The 19324-nt window shown below is 44.2% G+C and carries 17 protein-coding genes; 7 read left to right on the top strand and 10 right to left on the bottom strand.

Features of this window, described 5'->3' with window-relative positions; translation table 11 throughout:
• Positions 1–121: 121 nt before the first annotated feature.
• The 4 genes from EXT48_RS12800 to EXT48_RS12785 all read right to left on the bottom strand — a co-directional run bounded on the left by EXT48_RS12800 (position 122) and on the right by EXT48_RS12785 (position 4619).
• Positions 122–985, bottom strand: coding sequence for a hypothetical protein (locus tag EXT48_RS12800; protein WP_130164686.1), 864 nt, complete (start codon positions 983–985; stop codon positions 122–124).
• Entirely contained in the window at positions 982–3441 is a 2460-nt protein-coding gene (locus EXT48_RS12795; RefSeq protein ID WP_130164685.1) for a fimbria/pilus outer membrane usher protein, read from the bottom strand. Before EXT48_RS12795 ends, EXT48_RS12800 begins: the two co-directional genes overlap by 4 nt.
• Before the next feature lie 11 nt (positions 3442–3452).
• Entirely contained in the window at positions 3453–4148 is a 696-nt protein-coding gene (locus tag EXT48_RS12790; RefSeq protein ID WP_130164684.1) for a molecular chaperone, read from the bottom strand.
• A gap of 162 nt (positions 4149–4310) precedes the next feature.
• Entirely contained in the window at positions 4311–4619 is a 309-nt protein-coding gene (locus EXT48_RS12785; protein ID WP_039492032.1) for a hypothetical protein, read from the bottom strand.
• Positions 4620–4665: 46 nt separating this feature from the next.
• On the opposite strand from EXT48_RS12785, the gene EXT48_RS12780 reads away from it, so the two are divergent.
• The 3 genes from EXT48_RS12780 to EXT48_RS12770 all read left to right on the top strand — a co-directional run bounded on the left by EXT48_RS12780 (position 4666) and on the right by EXT48_RS12770 (position 7395).
• A complete protein-coding gene (locus EXT48_RS12780; protein ID WP_239981792.1) occupies positions 4666–4875 on the top strand; it encodes a LytTR family DNA-binding domain-containing protein in 210 nt (69 codons plus the stop codon).
• A 279-nt stretch (positions 4876–5154) separates the two neighbouring features.
• The gene (locus tag EXT48_RS12775; protein ID WP_069021468.1) at positions 5155–6999 is read left to right on the top strand and encodes a hypothetical protein; all 1845 of its coding nucleotides are present in this window, start codon (positions 5155–5157) and stop codon (positions 6997–6999) included.
• 165 nt (positions 7000–7164) lie between these two features.
• Positions 7165–7395, top strand: coding sequence for a hypothetical protein (locus tag EXT48_RS12770; protein WP_239360405.1), 231 nt, complete (start codon positions 7165–7167; stop codon positions 7393–7395).
• On the opposite strand, the gene EXT48_RS12765 is transcribed toward EXT48_RS12770, so the two are convergent.
• The gene (locus EXT48_RS12765) at positions 7371–8276 is read right to left on the bottom strand and encodes a LysR family transcriptional regulator (protein ID WP_130164683.1); all 906 of its coding nucleotides are present in this window, start codon (positions 8274–8276) and stop codon (positions 7371–7373) included. The two genes, EXT48_RS12770 and EXT48_RS12765, sit on opposite strands and share 25 nt — an antisense overlap.
• A gap of 158 nt (positions 8277–8434) precedes the next feature.
• On the opposite strand from EXT48_RS12765, the gene EXT48_RS12760 reads away from it, so the two are divergent.
• The 4 genes from EXT48_RS12760 (at position 8435) to EXT48_RS12745 (ending at position 11869) form a co-directional block, all read left to right on the top strand.
• Positions 8435–9127, top strand: coding sequence for a type 1 glutamine amidotransferase domain-containing protein (locus EXT48_RS12760; protein WP_130164682.1), 693 nt, complete (start codon positions 8435–8437; stop codon positions 9125–9127).
• A 24-nt stretch (positions 9128–9151) separates the two neighbouring features.
• Complete coding sequence (locus EXT48_RS12755) at positions 9152–10213, top strand: NADP-dependent oxidoreductase (RefSeq protein WP_130164681.1); 1062 nt, start codon at positions 9152–9154, stop codon at positions 10211–10213.
• Between the two features lie 23 nt (positions 10214–10236).
• On the top strand, positions 10237–10845 hold the full coding sequence (locus EXT48_RS12750) for a glutathione S-transferase family protein (protein WP_130164680.1): 609 nt from the start codon (positions 10237–10239) through the stop codon (positions 10843–10845).
• A 358-nt stretch (positions 10846–11203) separates the two neighbouring features.
• Positions 11204–11869: a hypothetical protein gene (locus EXT48_RS12745; RefSeq protein WP_165384105.1), complete on the top strand. Its 666-nt coding sequence runs from the start codon at positions 11204–11206 to the stop codon at positions 11867–11869.
• 24 nt (positions 11870–11893) lie between these two features.
• Here EXT48_RS12745 and EXT48_RS12740 read toward each other — a convergent pair whose 3' ends face one another.
• From EXT48_RS12740 to EXT48_RS12720, 5 genes are all read right to left on the bottom strand, one after another.
• Positions 11894–13549, bottom strand: a complete 1656-nt coding sequence (locus EXT48_RS12740) for a Na/Pi cotransporter family protein (protein WP_130164679.1) — start codon at positions 13547–13549, stop codon at positions 11894–11896.
• 48 nt (positions 13550–13597) lie between these two features.
• Positions 13598–14650 (bottom strand): AraC family transcriptional regulator, encoded by a 1053-nt coding sequence (locus tag EXT48_RS12735; RefSeq protein WP_130164678.1) that lies wholly within the window; start codon positions 14648–14650, stop codon positions 13598–13600.
• A 121-nt stretch (positions 14651–14771) separates the two neighbouring features.
• A complete protein-coding gene (locus EXT48_RS12730) occupies positions 14772–16013 on the bottom strand; it encodes a triacylglycerol lipase (RefSeq protein ID WP_130164677.1) in 1242 nt (413 codons plus the stop codon).
• Positions 16014–16022: 9 nt separating this feature from the next.
• Positions 16023–16973, bottom strand: a complete 951-nt coding sequence (locus tag EXT48_RS12725; RefSeq protein WP_130164676.1) for an alpha/beta hydrolase — start codon at positions 16971–16973, stop codon at positions 16023–16025.
• Between the two features lie 2 nt (positions 16974–16975).
• Positions 16976–19246: a TonB-dependent receptor gene (locus tag EXT48_RS12720; protein WP_130164675.1), complete on the bottom strand. Its 2271-nt coding sequence runs from the start codon at positions 19244–19246 to the stop codon at positions 16976–16978.
• Positions 19247–19324: the final 78 nt, after the last annotated feature.

The following is a 19324-nucleotide window of genomic DNA, read 5'->3' as shown; positions in this document are numbered from 1 at the left end:
TATAATTTGTGTTAGGTTGAATACCTAGTTATTCCAAACTAAAAGCAATTGGTGTGCCAATGTTTTTAAAGTTTATTTCATTTTTTATTGTTTTGTTTTTTTGTTCTTATAATTCAGGTTGTTATCTTGGGTAGACAGTGAGTGATAAATTGTCGCGATAGTAGCCTGCGGGCATAAGCTCGATATTACCTAGCTGAAATTCAAAGCCAAACCACGAATCTCTGACGCCGGGATAGAAATTATAGCTTCGCGTTAAACGTTCTGATGACGATATTTTGACGTTATCGAAACTAATTGCGTAATCAATAAGGGCTCGTTTGTTGGTTTCATGACGCAAGCCGTTATATTCAGAGTCTAGGACGATATCGTATGAGCTATTACTCAATATTTTTATACCCCAGTAAAAGCGCATATTCGTTTTTAGTTCGCCTAAGTCTATGAGGTAGTGACCATCATCGCCCGACACTTTACCTTTGCTTGAGTTATCGAGCGAGATGGCGATTTGTGGCTCGGCGTAATAGGTCATCTCCAGATATTGCTCTGCGATGACCTTGTTGCGCCTTACAATAGACACTTTCACCGCACCATAGTAATAACCTGCAGGGAACAAACTATAGTGCCTTAAGCGCATCCACATTTGTGTAGAGCGGCTAGTTAAGGTTGCTTTGGCGATACCGTTTTTAACGTTAATACGTTTGTATTGAGAGTCCAGCAGTCTAGCGTATTTATCTTCAGTCGGGCCCGAGAAGACAAACGAATAATAATATGTATCTTCAACCCAGATTTCATCGGCACAATCTAGTAGCGAATCTGAGACTTGTATTTTTAGCGGTAAATATACAGTTACTTGATTGCCATACTCTTCTTTTATCTCGGCTGAGTTAGAGGTCGCCAAAAAATTGCCATCACATTTGTTGCGCTTGGCCAATGCAACAGGCGAGATCAAATAGCTGAGTGCAAGCAGCAAAAATAGTGCGAACTTCATTTGTTTGGATCTCCCTGTGATTGTGCTTGCTCAAGCGTGATGGTGCCAATTTTGATAAATCGTTTTTCGCCATCATTCACGGTAAATTGTCCGACGATGTCGTTAATTTCGATTAGGTAGCTACCTGTACTGATACCTTCTACAACAAATCGACCTACTCGGTTGGTAAAAAAGGTGCGATTGATTGGAGCGTTGTCACTGTCGCCAGCATTAGATTGCCTTATTACTTGTCCTCTTCCCAGTGCAATAGGTGTGCCTTGTTCGTCGACTACTGTACCTATCACGGTATAAGACAGGTCCGAACCTACTTGAATATGGTGCCCTGTATTGGCGCCACCGACTAATTTATAAGTGCCGGGACCCCAATCATAACCCAGAGGGGCGTTGGGTACATCAATATTAAATTGATAGTTGGTGTAGCCAGTGCCCAAGTCAATTAATGCGCCAATGTGTTGCGTTGGTTGGTTTTGTGCACGGCCAAAGCGGTCGACGTTAACTAATACGTCGTTATTTTTTAATGTTTTATGCTTAGTAACTACAGCAAAAGGAGTGGTAGTGGTGGCGCCCATACCAAAGTGACCATCAGCAAAACCTATACTTGACGATAAGTTAACACTGGCGGAGCTGTCACTCGTAAATTGCGAGCGAGTGTAATTACTTGCGGTCATATCAGCTCTAAAAAATGCGTTAGTATGGCTGGCTTTTAGCTGTTCTTGCCTATACCCACTGCCTTTTTCCGCCCGTAATTCATAGCCATAGTCATTGACGTAGTTATTGTTTGTTTTGGCATAGCTTACGCTGGCGACTTTACTACGGTTGTTATATTGAGCTCTCGTGCGGACGTTGTCTTGGCGGTTGTAATGGTTCCACGTAAAGTTAAGCACGAATTGATTTTCGGAGACGACACGAGGATCGTCACTGACATTATGGTTATATCCAACTCTTACCCTGGCCCCTTCGTAGCGAAAATTAAGCTCAGCAGAAAGGTTTTTAGTGACCAAATCTTCATTATTTACTTGCCGCGTTGCGTTGAGCGTAAAGTCTATGTGGTCGTTGATAATATAGCTGTAGTCAGCAAAAGCTCTCTTGATATTGCTGAGCGTGACTTCTTCAAGCCAAGGCGAGTTGCTAAAGTCTTCCATGATTTCATAACCCAAACGTAAGTTGGGCGAGCCATAATTACCATGACCAAAAATACTATGCTCTGTTTCTATTGAGAAAGCATTGCCGGAAATATCAGACGTTTTACTTTGCGAGTAACGCAGCGATACATTTCCCAAAGGGCTACTGAATGTGGTGATTGAGCCAAATACTTGCCCTTGTGGATGGGCCGCGCCATTAACTCCAAGTGAGAGTTTATCGGTAACGCCATATTCGTAACTACCAGAAAGCAGCGCGTCGTCGTCATAATGATAACGACCATCATCTACTACCGATAAAAAACCAACTGCTAGCGAGTAGTCACTCACACCTTGAGCTAATAGCCGAGAGTTATAGTGGCTAGTAAAATGGAAGTGCTGGGTTTCACCGTTGGCATATGTCGCAACAACGTGAATATTATTTATGCCTGAAGTCAGTGGTAAGTCATTGAGGTCATAGCGCCCCGCTTTGAGGCGTACTCTAGAAATCAAAAACTCATTAATAAATATCTCAAGTGTTGCAGGGCGGGGTAACATAAACTGTTGGCTGTTACCTGGGGTGATCTTACGTTGGGGTTGCAGCTTTGAATAGGCGCTTGCGACTTTGAAGCCTGCAAGTGGAGCACCCGATAAATGGCCATTGTTACTGCTTTGGGTATCGCCTAATGTGAATCGTCTCGGTTTTTCGGGCTGATCGTAAAATACAGCCGTATCACCACGGTAGACGTGACTTTGCTCGGTGCTGCCGCTTTCCCAAAAAACCGAACTGTGCATATTTATGCCGTTGCTACCGCCAACATTGGCATTTATAAGCCATTCGAATTGTGAGTGGTAGCTTTGATTATTGTCACTACGCTCATGGTTTAAGTTGAGATTATTCAGTAAAGCCCAACGCGCTTCTTGTGTTGGTTGTTCAAAGTATTTCTTTCTGCCATAAGAAAGCGTGTCTGTAGCCATGGCCGCTTCTGCTAGCGACATGTCTATAGTGAGATCTTGTGCCTTGAGATCAAGCGTAATTCCCTTTGCTTGTAACATATCTAGGGTGACCTCGTGCTCCTCAAGACTTGAGAGCCAATCGAGTACGTCTTTACTTAATACGGATTGTAGGTTTTCCTTCAGCTGCATGGCTGAAACCGATTTTAAATCGTATCCATCTACAGAGGCAGAAACTTGCCCCACCTCGGCATTATTCAGCCGAACGGGAAAATCCATTGAATAAACCGCCGCCCATGCGGGGGCTGTCCACATCAGATAAAGTGGAGTAAACCAAAATTGTTTTAAACGAGGCAAGCGCAGGCTTGAGCGCACTGTTAACATCTAGCTATTTTTTACTTAGAAGCCAGTAGATTGATAAGCTCTACTGTTTTACTCGGCTTGTCATTGAGCAATGGCTGTAAATTTATCACCATAGTGTGATTTGGCATTATAAAACGGCCCGCAGTAACTGACTGAAACTTCACCCAATCTATGACAGTTGCGCCATCGTGGAAACGGTATTCAAACTGCGATAAGTCCAGTACTCGGTCACCTTGGTTACTTAGGGTGAGTGTACAGTCGGTCAGCTCTTCACATTGCAGCGCGCTATTTATTTGCGATTGAACACCATCCGGACTAACAAACACTAAAGTGGCAAAGTTAAATACCATTTTAACGCCAGATGCTTCATCTTCTCCGGGAAGTGGCAGCTGTTTGAAGACAATGCGATAAGACTGTGTTTGTTTGAGTTCGGGCGAGCCTAGGTATTTTGCTCTGAATACTTGATAGCTTTTTGCCGGTACTTCCACTTGTGGAGGGAGCACAATAAAGTCTTCTTCGGCGCTGATCAGCACTTCTTTTTGGTGCTCGTCAAAAGTACGTTTAAGTACCTCTATCTCGATGGGTAAAGGATTGTCACTGGGGTTTTGGAGGCGGTAGGTCACGAGTGACTTTTTACCATGTGACGAGAGGTCGACAATCATAGGTTGTACTTGGTAAGCCAAAGCCGGAGCTGCTAAACAAAACAGCAATAACAACAATATACGCATTCAAACTCCAACACTGAGAAGACCAAAATTTCCGCTATACGATACCCAGACTATTTGGTATTACAAGGGTAACATATACGCTTTTTTTAATAATAACCAAATAGTATGGTTGAAATTAGAAGAGTGACAGTTTTTCACAAACCCGAATAAATCTACATTGCTTCAGTCTTCAGGACCAAGCAAAGTAAAGGTTAAATGTTTACGCATATCTTTTAAAATCACCCCTTTTTTCAGCATGGCGGCGCTTAAACGCTTTTGCCATTTAAGAAGGTCCGGCCTTGCGGCTTCCAATGCTTGTTCGTTCTCAAATTGGAAAAAGAGTATTAATGAACCGGGGAACAAGTGATATTCCACATCAAACCAACATTGCACCATGCCGGGAATTTCTGCACGAGCTTGTTCTTCGAGTTTATCTGCAATGGTGAGTACCAAAGCTTGCTGTTTTTCTTGTACTTTTGAGAGCTTTTTCATAATGCTATGGATGTAAGAGGTCAAAAGCCTAATTATACTCAAGCTTGTGGGCAATCAACAACTCGAACTTACTTTGCCCTCTATTTTTGTAAAAACACATCGTTCTTATTTAACTAATCTAAATGAAGTGGTGTCATTAGAAAGTGATAATAATCAAAGCAACTTGAAATTAACCAATGGAGCAAGTGTTCCCGTCAGTCGTCGGCTTGTCCCGTCGGTTAGGGCGACGCTTAAAGCATCTAATAACTTCAGTTAAACCTTGAATATTGTAATTAGACCACGTATCACAAAGGACATTACAGTTTTTGATTTAAGTTTCTCATATGACATTTTCTGTTCACAAATATATCTTTGTGCCTCTAAAGTTGACTGGTTAGATCTAAATCTAATTTTATTTATATAAATGTAAAAAAATAGTGAATTTGTATCGCGGCTTTAGTAGTGTATTTAGTAAATAAGCGCAGCCTTACTAGCTAAGATGCTAAAGTTTCGTTGTGTAATGAAGAACCAAGGAAAACAAAAACTAAGGAAACGCATGAAATTATCGAGTGTACTTTCACTGGTCAATCAAGTGGAGAAGTCAAAATTTATAAATGCTATAGATAGGATTTGTCTAGAAGCTGTAAAGCACGACAACAAAATAGCAACTCAGTTAAATAAACTTGATGGTCAAATTAAAAATGCAACAAGTAATGATATTACTCAGCTATTTAAAATTGTATTACCTCACTTTGAAAAGTCGGTAAAAGAACAATTAGCGATGTTGGGAGCTCAAGCTACTCTTTTGACAAATATTCTAAGTAGAGATGGAAACTGCATTGCTAGGGTTAATTGGATTGAGTCTTTATATACAAAAGAATGGGAACTCATTGACTCCAAAGCTAACGAATTACGCTCTGAAATTGCAAGTATCAGTGATGATGACATATTCTCCGAGGGAAAACGGTTAGGAATCTATCATGCTTGCCTAAAAGAAGCATATTCGAATGATGAAAGAAATAATAGAGAAGCGAAAATCACGGATGATGAACGTGGTATTCTTAATGTATTAGCTAAGCACCTTGATGTTACCTCAGATAATCAAGCTGGAATCGAGCATTTGATTGATCAAATCCCCAAGAATGGTGTGCAAGATGCAATTAATGATTTACGAGAAATTGGACTGGTTTTTGTAAGTAGAAAAAGGCAAACCGTATACGTTCCTGATGAAATTGTAAGCTTGTTTCACCGGCTACAAGGAAAGGAACTTGCCGACAAGCATCTGCTAAGAATTCTTAGAACCTTTACTGATGCGGAGCTCTCAAACGTACTTAAAAACCACAGAAAGAAAATTCGTGGTGTTGAGAGAAAAGATAAGATCGTAAATATAATCAAGTTGGGGCTGTCGGTCACTCAAATCCTAAAAGTGGACATGTTTAGCGAGGGTACGCCAGTCAACGATTGTAAAGATCGCTTAAAAACATTGATACAAGATCTAGATCTAGAATTGGATAAATTTGGTTCAACGATAGAAGAACGTATAGATCTAATCTTAAATGCTTTAAATCAAAGCTCGGAGCGAGAGTTTAATGCTTTAAGTGCTACAGGATTTAAAGAGCTATTTTCGACGCTGCAAAATCACTTCCCTTCATTAGCTACAATATTGAAACAAGAATTCGAGCTTGAAGAACAAGAGGAGCTAGATGTCGAGAAATTGCGGGCGCTGAGTATTACACCATATGATATTTTATATATGTTGACCAATGATGAAGTGAAAAGTGTTGTTGAAAGTATGGGGATTAAAAAGCGAGGAAACTTAAGGCTAAATATCCTTAGCAGCTTTGCTGATGCAACAGACAAACTGATTGATAATTATGGTGCTCTAGCGAGACGAGATTTGACTAAATTGAAAAGTGAAAATATAGAAGTAGCTGAAGCCGAATTAGGAGTTAAATTCGAAGAAGTAACTAAGGCAATATTTGAACAATTAGGTCTTGAAGTAGATGAAGATTTGAGACGTTCGATCAACACCTCGAAAGATAAGGCTGATATTCTCATTTCATTGAGTGAGGATGATGTAATTGTAGGCGAAGCGAAGACATGTAAAAACGGAGATTTTGCAAAGTACTCGACGACCTCAAGACAAGTAAAGTCATATGTAGGAAGATGTGAAGGTGCTGGTAAAAGAGTTGCTCAAGTTTTAATCGTCGCTCCCTCGTTTTCTGATGACTTTGTTGAGAGTGCGGAAATGGATACTGAAGTAAATATCTCTTTGCTGGAGGCTGATGGACTTAAGCGAATTCTGGATGCCTATAGAGCACGGAGAAAACCTAAGTTTTCAGCAAAATTGTTTACTAAAGGTGGCTTGTTGAAAGCCGATTTAATAGCTAAGAACATTTAAGTGTCAAAAGTCAATGAAGTCAGAAAGTAGCTTCTGACCTTTGTGATTTCATTGATCACTCAACATTAGTATCTCATCCACCAGCTGAGATACCTACTCGACCAAAGTGGTTAAACACTTTATTATCATGGCAGTATAAATTTCATGCAAGGAGCATAGTCTGTTATGACCAAGGAAAAATCGTTATCACTCTCTACAAAGCTGAAGTTTTTGCTTGCTGCAATTGGCAAGCATTTGGATTTTATCTCCGTTGGTATTCCGTTTTATGTTGCTGGTGGATTACTCATTTATATTGGGGTAACTGAGCAATACGGCGCAGGTGTTGGAGCTGCTATTTTAGGTGCCTTGTTTATTTCGATAGTTGTGATGTTTTACGCTTCAACCAATTGGCGCTGAAAATACCCTTTTAGAAAATCGAGCAGTAATCGCACTTTTTTAGAGTTGGCATTGCCTTCTGGGAAAACGCCATAAACATGTATGTCTGGCAGCGTGTAATCTTCTAATACAGGCACTAAAGTACCGGCTTGTATTTTTGGTAACGCATCGTAAGTCGGAATTCGTCCAAGACCGTGACCTCCCTCAACAAAAGCGGTGCGTGCCGCTGCATTGTTGGTGCTTATATCGCCTTTCATCGTGATGCTATAGGCCCGAGCCCCTTTACTCAATGTGAGTGCGCCCGATGTCAGCTTGTAAATCACCCATTGATGCTGATAGAGATCGGTGGGGTGTTTGGGGACGCCGTACTTTTGCAAATAGTCGGGCGATGCGCACAGGCAGGTCTTTAGCACCGAAAGTTTACTGGCTTGCAAACCTGAATCGGGAAGTGGTGCGCCTCGAATAGCCAGATCAATCCCTTCTTTGATGATATTGACGACTTCATCTGTGAGCATGATATCGAGCTGAATTTTTGGATACATAGCTCTAAATTCAATGAGTGCAGGCACTATGGTTTGCAGGCCAACATTCACAGGACAGGTAAGCTTTATTAGGCCGATAGGCTCTTTCTTTAAATTCTCAATTTGCTGGTTTGCGGCAAAAGCTTGCTCTGCAATCACACGGCAGCGCTGATAGTATTCGCGGCCTGCCTCTGTAAGTGAAATGGTGCGAGTCGAGCGGTTGAGCAATTTTATGCCTAACTGTGACTCCAGTTTTTTGACATGATAACTCACCACTGCACGAGACAAGTTTAAATGCCTAGCGGCGCCGCTTAAGGTGCCTTGCTCAATAACTTGGGCAAAAACGACCATGCTTTTAAGTTGCTCAAACGAAATGTCCACGCATTACTCCACTGGTTGAGATGAATTGATTGTATCAATTGTTTGAACAAAGAGTTAGCTTTTGTCTGCATTGTTTAACTTGTCTTGAGTTCATACATTTATATTTATCCGCAGGCTAAATAGCCTGAAGTTTCAAGAAAGAATGAGAGGTAACTTTGATGACGGCAAAGAAAATTCTAATGGTGCTAACGTCACATGCAGAACTTGGCAATACAGGTGAGAAAACAGGATTTTGGATTGAAGAGTTTGCCGCACCTTACTATGCCTTTGTGGATGCAGGGGTAGAAGTAACGCTTGCTTCACCAAAAGGTGGTCAGCCGCCAATTGACCCAAAAAGCGAACAGCCTGATTTCCAAACCGACAGTACGAAACGCTATTTTGATGATCAAAAAACGCAGGAACTGGTGGCAAATACGCTGCAACTAGCTGAGGTGAGCGTGGCAGATTTTGACGCTGTGTTTTATCCTGGCGGTCACGGACCATTATGGGATTTAGCAACAGATACCAACTCAATTCAATTGATAAGCGCCTTTTTAGCAGCAGATAAACCAGTTGGTGCGGTGTGCCACGCTCCGGCGGTGCTAATGGATGTAAAAACCACGTCGGGTGAGTATCTGGTAAAAGGTAAAGTGGTGTCTGGTTTTACGAATAGTGAAGAGGCGGCAGTTGGGCTGACTGATGTTGTACCGTTTTTATTAGAAGATGAGCTAGTTAAACGAGGCGCTGATTTCCAGAAAGTCGATGATTGGAATGTGTTTGCTGTTAGAGATGGCTTACTGTTTACAGGACAAAATCCAGCAAGCTCTGAACTTGTCGCTGAGAAAATGCTGACGTACCTAAACCAGCTGTAACCTGCTTATTAAAAGGAATAAATCATGAGTAACGCAATAAACCAAACTCAAAACGCACAAACGAATCGTCGCATTACCTTAGCGTCACGCCCACATGGTGCACCAACGCAAGAAAATTTCAATTATGAAGAAGCACAGATCCCAACGCCGAAAGAGGGGGAAGTGCTCCTTCGTACCGTCTTTTTGTCGTTAGATCCATACATGCGTGGCCGTATGAGCGATGCAAAATCTTACGCTGAGCCGGTTGCTATCGGTGAAGCGATGGTAGGTGGCACAGTATCCCGAGTTGAAGCGTCAAATAACCCTAAATTCGCCAAAGGTGACTGGGTACTCGCGATGAGCGGTTGGCAAGACTACAGCGTTTCGGATGGCACTGGCTTACTTAAATTAGACAGCAATTTACCCAACCCATCATATAGCTTGGGCGTGTTAGGGATGCCAGGCCTTACCGCCTACATGGGACTGATGGATATCGGTCAGCCAAAAGCTGGAGAAACTGTAGTGGTTGCCGCAGCAACTGGTGCAGTAGGTAGCCTTGTTGGACAAATAGCAAAACTGCAAGGCTGTAGAGTAATAGGCATTGCTGGTGGCGCCGAAAAATGCAGTTACGCTACCGAGGCACTTGGTTTTGATGCCTGCCTTGATCACCGCAAGGATGATCTCGCTGAACAATTAGCGCAGGCATGTCCATCAGGAATTGACGTCTATTTTGAAAATGTGGGTGGCAAGGTGTTCGATGCGGTGATGCCATTGCTTAACTCAAGTGCCCGGGTTCCACTTTGTGGGTTGATCTCTCAGTATAATGCCACTGAGTTGCCATCGGGGCCTGATCGTATGTCGATGCTGATGGCGACGCTGCTGATTAAGCGAGTGAAAATGCAAGGCTTTATTGTATTCGACGACTATGGACATAGATACAACGAGTTCAGCGAAGCGATGCTGCCATGGTTAAACGCGGGCAAGATTAAGTACAAAGAGCACTTGGTCGAGGGGATGGATAATACAGTCGAGGCATTTATTGGCTTATTGGAAGGTAAAAACTTCGGCAAACTTGTCGTGCGCTTAGGTCCAGACGAACTCGTATAATTAGATTTATCAGGAAAAATTAGATGTTAACTGTTCACCACTTAAACGAGTCACGCTCGACAAGAGTACTTTGGCTTTTACATGAACTAGACATGCCTTATGACCTTGTGGAGCACGAGCGAAACTCTGAAACGCGCCTTGCGCCTGAAAGTCTTAAACAGGTGCATCCGCTTGGGAAAGCGCCTGTGCTGGTTGATGACAACCTAGTCTTATGTGAGTCAGGAGCCATTATGGAGTATTTGCTCGACAAGGCAGAAGATAGTAGTTTGCGACCAGATGCGGGGACACCTGAATACTATCAATATCAAGAATGGTTGCACTTTGCTGAGGGGTCATTGGCGCTGCCGGTGATCGCGTCTTTGATGATGAAGATGGAGCAGCGTACAGGCGATAAACCAATGGATGGCTATATTGCTAAAGAAGTCAATGTCGACTTTTCTTACATAGATGCCACACTTGCTAAGCAAAGCTATTTTGCTGGCAACGACTTTACCGCCGCCGATATTATGATGACGGTGATGCTAGAAATCGCAGACAAAGTCGGTTTGCTCACAACGCGTGGCAATATCAAAGCTTACCTTGAAAAAGTGCAAGCTCGCGGTGCATATCAAGCTGCACGAAGCTACGGTTAGCGCTTTTAAAGGCCAGAGCTTTGCTCTGGCTTTTGCGAAAGTAACTTTTGCACACGACTTCTCCTACTTAAGAGCGCTCCGTCAACATGCCTGCTTTTTCATTTTTTTGCCGTTTAATAAGGTGCCAGTCACCGAATTTCGAATCAATTCATAGCAGTGCCCTTCATTTGGTAAATCTTCTAAAGGAGAAGTTAAATAAGATGTTAATACTACCGTTTTCTATCTCTGCACTGGTTAAGTCGAATTAAACTCGGTGTTTACGAGAACATTTAATAACAAACTAAGCAGGTTTAACACTGTATTTTCTTCTTGGTTGGACTCAAAATAGAGACTTTACTCAGCTGGAAAAGGAGCCAGAATGAAAGCAAAATTGATAGTTGCAAGCGCAGTATTAGCGGTAGGGTTAGTGGGGTGTAATAGCGACAGTAGTGGTCCTGATGATGGTCAATGTGGTGGTGTTGGCAACTCAAGGTTTGATATAACCGGCTTTAACCTCGGTGAATTTAGTGCTGATCAGGTAGATGAGTGGGTTAACACTGAATATGATGGCGTTGAACCTATTTCGTATCAAACACTCGTATTTCAGCTTAAAGCTGATACGCAGTCTGTAGCGCAGTTAAGCGCACTGAGCTTTAAGTTTTCTTTAATTAGCACCGCTTATGCCTGTTCACCTGTTCCACCGTATACCAATGAAAAAATCACGGATATAAATATTACCTCTAGCGCTGCGTTTAGTGACGAGTTACCTGCAGGTTCAAGCTTAAATGAGGTGTTCGACATCGTCTATATCGGTTCCGATTACTCTAATCAGGTTGATTATCGTAGGCTGGATAATGGTGAAAATGACTACTTTTCAATATCTGAATTTTTAAATATGGAAGATAAAAAAGCGAGCGAATTTATCCAGTTTGCACTGAACAGTGAGCCCACTTACAAACAGAACCATGTATTTTATATTGAAATTTCACTGGATACCGGCGAGCAATTTTCGCTTGAATCTCAAGAGCTCAATTTTACCGAGTAATACTAAAAGTATCGCACCACAGCGCTAAGCTGTGGTGCTGTGTTCACTGCTTTGAATGCTTGATTGAGGTAGCTCTAGCTGCGCTTCAATGGCATGGATCAGCAACATCGCTTTATGCCACTGCTGTGAAAGTTGCCACATTTCCGCTAGTGTATTGATATTGCTTACCATCTTATCTATCGCCAGTGACGCGTGAGTACCTGCTAGAATTAAGTCGTCTTTCACATCGTCATGTAAACGTTGTAATGCCTCTTGCGCCAGCAACAGCTCAGTAGGTGTTACGTTTTGCCCGTGTAAGCTGGTTTTCATGAAGTGGCTAAGTTGGGCTTGGTATTCATTCAGTTGTGCATGCAAGTCATGATGCTCTGCGAGTTGCTTATATGGAGCGTGTTCCGTTAATTGTTCTACACAGTGACTACAAGTAAACAAATACTGCTCAATACGCATGAGTTTAGCGAGTAGTGAGGTGGTCTGTGATGATAATGCTGATTGCTCTACCGATACAATAAAAAGGCTAATTTGCTGACACAGAGATTGAACTGCATGGAGTGCCTGTTCAACTGCGAGCTTATCGGTCGGGAGTAGGCATTTATCAAATTGGGCCAACACCTTATCTGCAACGAGTTTGGACTCAAGCAATAACGCATTGATTGCAAGCTCTGGCGTTTGGGCGATGGTATTATCTAAAAAGCGTGGCCTCGAAGCCGTCTCCTCGGCACTGCAAAAACGTTTCATTAAAAAGCCAGCAAGCCTGTCATTGAGTGGAAAGATGAGTAGCACGCCCAAAATATTAAACAAAGTATGAAAAAGTGCCAATGACAACGCAGGATCAGCAGTGACGCCGAAAAGCGCGGTAAAATGGTTGATGAGATAAAACAACACAGGTAACACCGCAAAAGCGACCATCGCGGTGAATACATTAAATATGACCTGAGCCGCCGCGACGCGTTTGGCATTAGCTGTTGCGCCAATGGATGCCAGCATAGATGTTGACGTGGTGCCGACGTTTGCGCCGATGACCATCGCGCCTGCGGCATATAATCCAATCATGCCACTAGCAGCGGCGGTAATGGTCAAGGCGATGGAAGCACTGGAGGACTGAGTGAGAGTTGTCATCACCATGCCCACCAGCAAAAAGGTCAACATGCCGTTTATTCCCTCTGCGGTAAATTGGCTTAAATCAAAAGCAGCGACAATATGCTCAAATGCACCTTTGAGAATATCAATACCGATAAAAAATAGCCCAAAACCAACCAAGGCCATGCCTGCCGATGCCAGTCGCGAGCGAGGAAGTAGCAACTTCATTAAGGCACCAATGCCTATCAAGGGGAGTGCGATAGCTTGGATATTAAATTTAAATCCAACCGCGGCTACCAACCAGCCAGTGATGGTGGTGCCAACATTGGCGCCATAGACGATACCAAGCGCCTGATGCATGGTAATAAGACCTGCATTTACAAAGCCCAAAGAGGCCACGGTAACCGCGCTGGACGACTGCACTAAGGCTGTCATGCAAAAGCCAGCAGCAATACCGCGCTGAGGGGTTTTGGTCCACACTCCAAGCACTCGGCGCAGTGAAGAGCCGGCCGCTAGTTTCAGGCCGTCTGTCATCATGCTTATCGCAACTAAAAATATTCCCAAACCGCCGAGCAGCGTTCCTGCAAGTTGAAGTGTTTCCATATCCCTTCCGCGTATTACATTTTTACTCTGTTTGCTTGTTGCACAATATCACTTTTGTTGTGCTTTGCTTTGTTTAACGTCAACTTTTACCGTAGAACTCAAACTCTGCAGAAATTGCATAGGCGTTACGCCATTCCACGACTTAAACGCACGTATAAAGCTACGCTCATCTGAAAACTGTAGCGTATGCGCCACGTCATACAAACTGCTGCCTTGAGTCAGTCGCAGTTTGGCCTGCTTGTTCTGTACGTTATTTTTGAGTTGCCTAAAACTGGTTTGATACTCAGCGAGCCTTCGTCTTAATGTTGCCGGACTGATATTGAGCTTGTCAGCCATTTGTTCTTGGCACAGTGTTCCCGCGTTAAGCTCACTATAGACTTTGTCGAGCAAGTTAGCATGGTCGTTGATCGACTGCTGGTGATGGAGTGTGTTTGCGAGTGAATGATAAATGGTATTGAGCGTTAGATGCTCTAGCTTCGCCAAATCTAATGATTGATTCGTTTCTTGGTATTGATAGGTGAGTAAGTAGCGATTGCTTAAGGGTTTAATGGGAATTTGGGTGATAACCGAGTTTAGCAGCGAGTTTGAGTCACTTTTGGTCTGCACTTGTGAGAGTTGAATTTGGGTGGTTTCGGCGCACACATATTTTACGAGGCCATGGATCAATATCAGCATGCTATCTAACATACAGCGAGAAAATTGCGCGTCAGCGGCCGTGGCATAGTCAAAGGCTGCATCATCAATTATGTAACTCACTTGAGTGTGTGATACTTCGCAGAAATTGTAGGTCCCCGCGTGGATAAAGTTATAGCCACGGGCAAGCTCTTGTAAGAGCTGAGTAATGGTACGGCAATGGCGCAGGCTATTGAATACAAATTCGTTGGTGCCAGGCAGAAGCTTTTTGCGGTTGAGGTTTAGACTTTCGTCATTGAGCTCGACAGCACAGTGTTCCATCACGCGCATAAACTCAATGGCATCTAGGGCGTCAATGGCTTTATTGATAGCCAAATACTGCGCAACCGCAGCAAATTCCAGTTTTGCTGCAGTGAGTGTGTGCTGCATCAATTGCACGTAGCAAGGTGCAATAGCGGTGTTTGACATAAATACGTAAGCTCATCCTGTCACTCTCAACAATTCAGTTAATCAACATCAACTCAAGATAGCAATAGTTTTGCGTTGCAACTTTAGTGCAGTATTTTGTCACCACCCGCGGAGGGGGCTGCTAGGGAGCACTTAACCAATTTTTGATTTGGTTGATTGCACTGGGTTCCCAGCCAAGCTCTAGATGGTTGGTGGCCACAACCGCCGAGCCCGCCAAGTTACTTATTCCTGTGCTGTCGATGCAGCTGCTGATAAATACAACGCCATCGGAAGGGCCGGTATGTTCATTGTGAATAAATGCCATATCGGCCTGATCGCCACAAAGATTATAAACTTGGACGCTGCTGTCGGTGCCAGCGCTACGAACTTGGTCTACCAGTGAGTTGACCGTAAACGTTGCAATACCTCGGCCTTTGCTCACAAACCCTAAGCCACCGTAGTAAGTGGTATACCAATCTTGCTCTGTGGTGGGCAGTGCATATTTATCATCTAGTGCTTTTAGCATCTGCGCGGAGCCGGGAAAGTAAGGCGAGTCGTAAACCCACTTGGAACTTGAATACCATAAGCCAAAACATAATATTTGATCATGCGCAGTAGGCCCATTTATGCTGCCGCCACATTGCGAATAAGCACCATAGGTATGATTAACGCCGTGACGAAATGACCAATCAATGCCATTGTTGGGGGCGCCGAGCATCACTAGTTTGCGTACGTCACTGTTGAATTTAGTGCTCCAAGCATTGGTCAAAGAAGAAATATACATGCGGGCATTAAACGCGCTTTTTGACCAAGTGACTAAATCGACTTGCGTTGCCCCCGTCTTATTTTTAACCTGAGCGATGGCATTGGCTATCTGCTCCGCCCAGATAAAGCCATCGCCATTTTTATGCGCCAGATTTAAGGCAAAGACTTTGTAATCATCATTGGCAAGCGCTTGCATTAAGCCTTGCGAAGGGCAGTTTTGTCGGCCACAGCCGTAACTACCGGCCTCGTTTGGATTTGCCCAAGCCAAATCGGCATCTTGATTGGCGCCGTGGATCAGCAACACCGGTGTTTGGCGGCTGTTACTATCCCAACCCGGTGCATGATAAAGCAGAAATTGCGCAGAGCTTGGTTGGCTAGATGCAAAGAAAGTAGCACGCTGACCTGATTGATCGCCACGGCCGTCGGCAGGAAAGCTTTCATTGCCGATATGCCCTGAGCTATCTCGCCACCTTTCAATCTTTTGCCAGCCATTGTTAATACCTGTGGTATAGGTGGCTTCAAGTGTCGCTGATGCATGCGCTAAACCACTTGCTGCGAGTGAGATAAAAGCGAGCAATCCATAAGTGTGAGTGCGCAAAGTCGTGTTTGTGTTTTTCATATTTTTATCCTAGGTCAAGTCATGTTTTAACTGATTGGCGATATTACTGCGCGCGAGCTTGCAGACGTCGAGCACGGCAAAGGAGAAAAACGCATGTATGGTATTTTCAAAGCAGGTTAAGGTATTAAGCACACCCGCTTGCTTTAGTTTTTTGGCGAGCAGTATTCCCTCATCGTAAAGTGGATCGCAGCCGGCAAGCAGCACACTGGTGGCAGGAAGGTGTGTCATGTCTTCAATAAATAATGGCGAGACATTGACGTCCGCCGCGCTTTGCTCGGGTGCGAGATACCAGTTGCAGGTGTCTTTAATTGCCTCTCTGGTTAGCAACAAGTTTCCATCGCCATACTGCATGCGTGACGGATAGGTTTCATGGGGAGAAAAGGAGTCAACTACCGGGTAAACTAGGTATAAGTTACTTAGGGTGTTTGGCTGTTGTTGATGTAAGTTATGTGCTGCAACAAGCGCTAAGTTACCACCTGCACTGTCGCCCATCAGTGAAACCTTAGTGGGGTCTAGCTCAAACTGCTGGTGGTTTTCTTGCAGCCAATCTACTACGGCTATCACTTGCTGCAGGGCGCATGGAAACTTATGCTCAGGCGCGAGGCTGTATTCGACACTGAAAAAAACGACTCCGGATTGCTGGCATAAGTCTTTTACCAGTCCGTCATAGCAGTCGACATCTCCTAAAGACCAGCCGCCGCCGTGGACAAACACCACCGCGGGACTGGGGCTTGCCAAAGACTGCGCCGGCCGGTAACAGCGGACGCCCACGTGAATACCATTGTGTTCAATGTGTAGGTCTTGGCTACTTACTTGTGCGTCAATTTCTCCCGCGAGCCCCAAAAACATCGCTCTTGCGCCTTGTCGTGAGGTCTCAATGGAGATTTCGATGTCATGAATGTCGCCAGCTTGAGCCGCGAGGTCGTCTAACAGTGCTTGTGTTTGTTTGTCTAATTTCATAATTAAAACTTATATTTAAGGTTGATACCGTACGTTCTAGGCGCGCCGTAATAACCAAGTTGAACCCCGGGTGCTGCGCTAAGATCGAAGCCGTGTTGACGATAGCGTTTATCGCCTAAGTTTTTGCCGTATAAACTGGCTTCCCAAGTGTCGTCCGCGGAGCGGTAGTGTAGTGACATATCAAAGAGGGTGTAGCCAGATTGTGCAAGTACCTCAGAGCTGCTCACGGTGAGATAGGTTTTACTGCGATAGGCGGCACTAGCACGTAGTGAAAATTCGCCTTGTGTAAAGGCGCTAAAGAAGTATTCAAAGCCTGCTCGGCCATTCCATTTTGGTGAATTAACCAGCTCCCTTTCATCGCTGACTTCTTTACCAAAGTCGCCGATAAGCTCATCATAACCGCCCCCTAAATAGCCCAGATTGAGGTTCAGAGTGAGGTTATCGGAAGCCACGGCTTCGAGCTCCATTTCTGCGCCGTAAATAGTGGCTTTACCTGCATTTTCAAACAGTGATAAAAACGCGCCGGTGTCGGGGTCGATAGAAAAGCGGCTGAGCTGAAAGTTTTTGTAGTCATTGAAAAAAGCCGCGGTATTTAAGCGAATATTCTGCTTATTCAATAAAGACTTAGAGCCAATTTCATAGCTCCACAAGGTTTCTGGCTCAAAAGGTTGCGCAAATGAGGTGATCCGGCCGTTAAAACCGCCACTTTTAAATCCTTTTCCGGCGCTCAGGTAAACCATGCTGTTGTCAGAGATGGTGTAATCGAACACCACTTTTGGGGTAAACTCTTTCCACTCCTTGGATGCGCTGTAGCCTGTCGGGCTATAGCCAATCCCCGTGCCGAATACCGCTTCCATTTCCTCAGCTGTTGTTACACCGGTGCCAAAAAACTCCTCGCCTTTGGATGTGACTTCTTTTTTCTCAATGGTGTAGCGTGCGCCAAGCGTGACGTCGAGCTTTTCAGTCAAAGACCAAGAGAGGTTAGCGTAGAGGGCTGAGCTGGTATTTTCTTGGTCGCGTTCTCCTGCGTTAATCACAGGCCAAGGCAGGTAAACGTCTGGTGACACCATAACGAAAAAGTCCGGAGCAACGGAGCCGCCAAAACTCAGATCGTCCTCATTAAAGTAATAGAGCCCAGATACCAAGGAGAACTGGTCGTCTTTGTATAACCATTGAAATTCTTGGCTTATCTGCTGTTGATCTTCGAAGTTAAAAATACCAAATGATGCATCGGGGGTGGTATCTAAGTCTAAGTGCGTGCGGTATTCCATTTCGCGTCGAGCTGTGATGGATTTAAATACCGAGTGGCCTGTGAGATATTCAAGCGTTAAGCTCGCTCCCGAGGTATCGAGCTCTTCTAAATCGTTGTAGTTAACGTCGACGACAAATGGGTCTTCTTCAGGCGCATAGTAGCCTTCTTTTATCACAGAATAGATAGGCGTTTCTCGATGTGGAGTGCGTGAGCTTGAGGGGGATGCGTTCGAGCCGTCGACGACTAAATAGGCCGAAAAATTCTCACTTGGTTGATAAAGTAAACTGCCACGCCACGCTAAGGTGTCTTTGTCGTGGTCGTCACGGTTGTTATAGCGATTCTCACTAAAACCATCTCGACTACTTTTGGCAATTGCAAAACGTCCAGAGAGCGTGTCTTCAATCAATGCGCCGTTGACGCTAGCTTTTATCGTTCGAGCATTATAATTTCCAAGCGCCACGCTGACATACCCTTCGTTGTCTTGCGAAGGTTTGGCACTACTGAAACGCACCGCGCCACCTATGGTATTGCGACCGTAAAGGGTTCCTTGTGGACCACGTAATACCTCGATTTGCTCCGGGTCGACAACATCTAAAAAGGCACCTTGAACGCGCCCAAGATATACGTCGTCGAGATACACTCCAACGCCGGGATCGTTAAACGAAATAGAGTCAATTTGGCCAATTCCGCGAATATAAATGACGGCGTTGGAAGCATCACCTGAGTGCAGGTTAAGGTTTGGAACGTGAGATGCCAAGTCACCGAGGTCTTGTACGTTCATCTTCTCAAGCTCTGAGGCGGAGAGGGCGGTCACCGCAAGCGCGACATCTTGTAGGTTTTCGGTTTGCCGCGTTGCGGTAACGCTGATCCGCTCAATTTTTTTGTTTTGCTCAGTGCTAAGCGTGGACTCTGCTTCGGCATAGCTATGGCCTGATAATACAGCCGCTATCAGAAGTGATAGTGTATGCCGTGGTATACCTTTGGTTGAACTGACTCTATGTGATTGAGTTGCTGCAATCATGCTGAGTAACCTTTTCGTCGTTATTATTATGTTCTCCAGTATAGGAATGAAGAAAATTCAATAGCTAGGACAAAAACA

Source organism: Pseudoalteromonas sp. CO348, from assembly GCF_004208845.1.
Classification (GTDB): Bacteria; Pseudomonadota; Gammaproteobacteria; order Enterobacterales; family Alteromonadaceae; genus Pseudoalteromonas; species Pseudoalteromonas maricaloris.
The sequence above is the reverse complement of the archived record's forward strand: the minus strand, read 5'-3'. Positions and strand labels throughout refer to the sequence as shown.

Coding starts and splice junctions, on each gene's coding strand:
- EXT48_RS12800 (WP_130164686.1), bottom strand. CDS start 985: ATGAAGTTCGCACTATTTTTGCTGCTTGCACTCAGCTATTTGATCTCG.
- EXT48_RS12795 (WP_130164685.1), bottom strand. CDS start 3,441: ATGTTAACAGTGCGCTCAAGCCTGCGCTTGCCTCGTTTAAAACAATTT.
- EXT48_RS12790 (WP_130164684.1), bottom strand. CDS start 4,148: ATGCGTATATTGTTGTTATTGCTGTTTTGTTTAGCAGCTCCGGCTTTG.
- EXT48_RS12785 (WP_039492032.1), bottom strand. CDS start 4,619: ATGAAAAAGCTCTCAAAAGTACAAGAAAAACAGCAAGCTTTGGTACTC.
- EXT48_RS12775 (WP_069021468.1), top strand. CDS start 5,155: ATGAAATTATCGAGTGTACTTTCACTGGTCAATCAAGTGGAGAAGTCA.
- EXT48_RS12770 (WP_239360405.1), top strand. CDS start 7,165: ATGACCAAGGAAAAATCGTTATCACTCTCTACAAAGCTGAAGTTTTTG.
- EXT48_RS12760 (WP_130164682.1), top strand. CDS start 8,435: ATGACGGCAAAGAAAATTCTAATGGTGCTAACGTCACATGCAGAACTT.
- EXT48_RS12755 (WP_130164681.1), top strand. CDS start 9,152: ATGAGTAACGCAATAAACCAAACTCAAAACGCACAAACGAATCGTCGC.
- EXT48_RS12750 (WP_130164680.1), top strand. CDS start 10,237: ATGTTAACTGTTCACCACTTAAACGAGTCACGCTCGACAAGAGTACTT.
- EXT48_RS12745 (WP_165384105.1), top strand. CDS start 11,204: ATGAAAGCAAAATTGATAGTTGCAAGCGCAGTATTAGCGGTAGGGTTA.
- EXT48_RS12740 (WP_130164679.1), bottom strand. CDS start 13,549: ATGGAAACACTTCAACTTGCAGGAACGCTGCTCGGCGGTTTGGGAATA.
- EXT48_RS12735 (WP_130164678.1), bottom strand. CDS start 14,650: ATGTCAAACACCGCTATTGCACCTTGCTACGTGCAATTGATGCAGCAC.
- EXT48_RS12730 (WP_130164677.1), bottom strand. CDS start 16,013: ATGAAAAACACAAACACGACTTTGCGCACTCACACTTATGGATTGCTC.
- EXT48_RS12725 (WP_130164676.1), bottom strand. CDS start 16,973: ATGAAATTAGACAAACAAACACAAGCACTGTTAGACGACCTCGCGGCT.
- EXT48_RS12720 (WP_130164675.1), bottom strand. CDS start 19,246: ATGATTGCAGCAACTCAATCACATAGAGTCAGTTCAACCAAAGGTATA.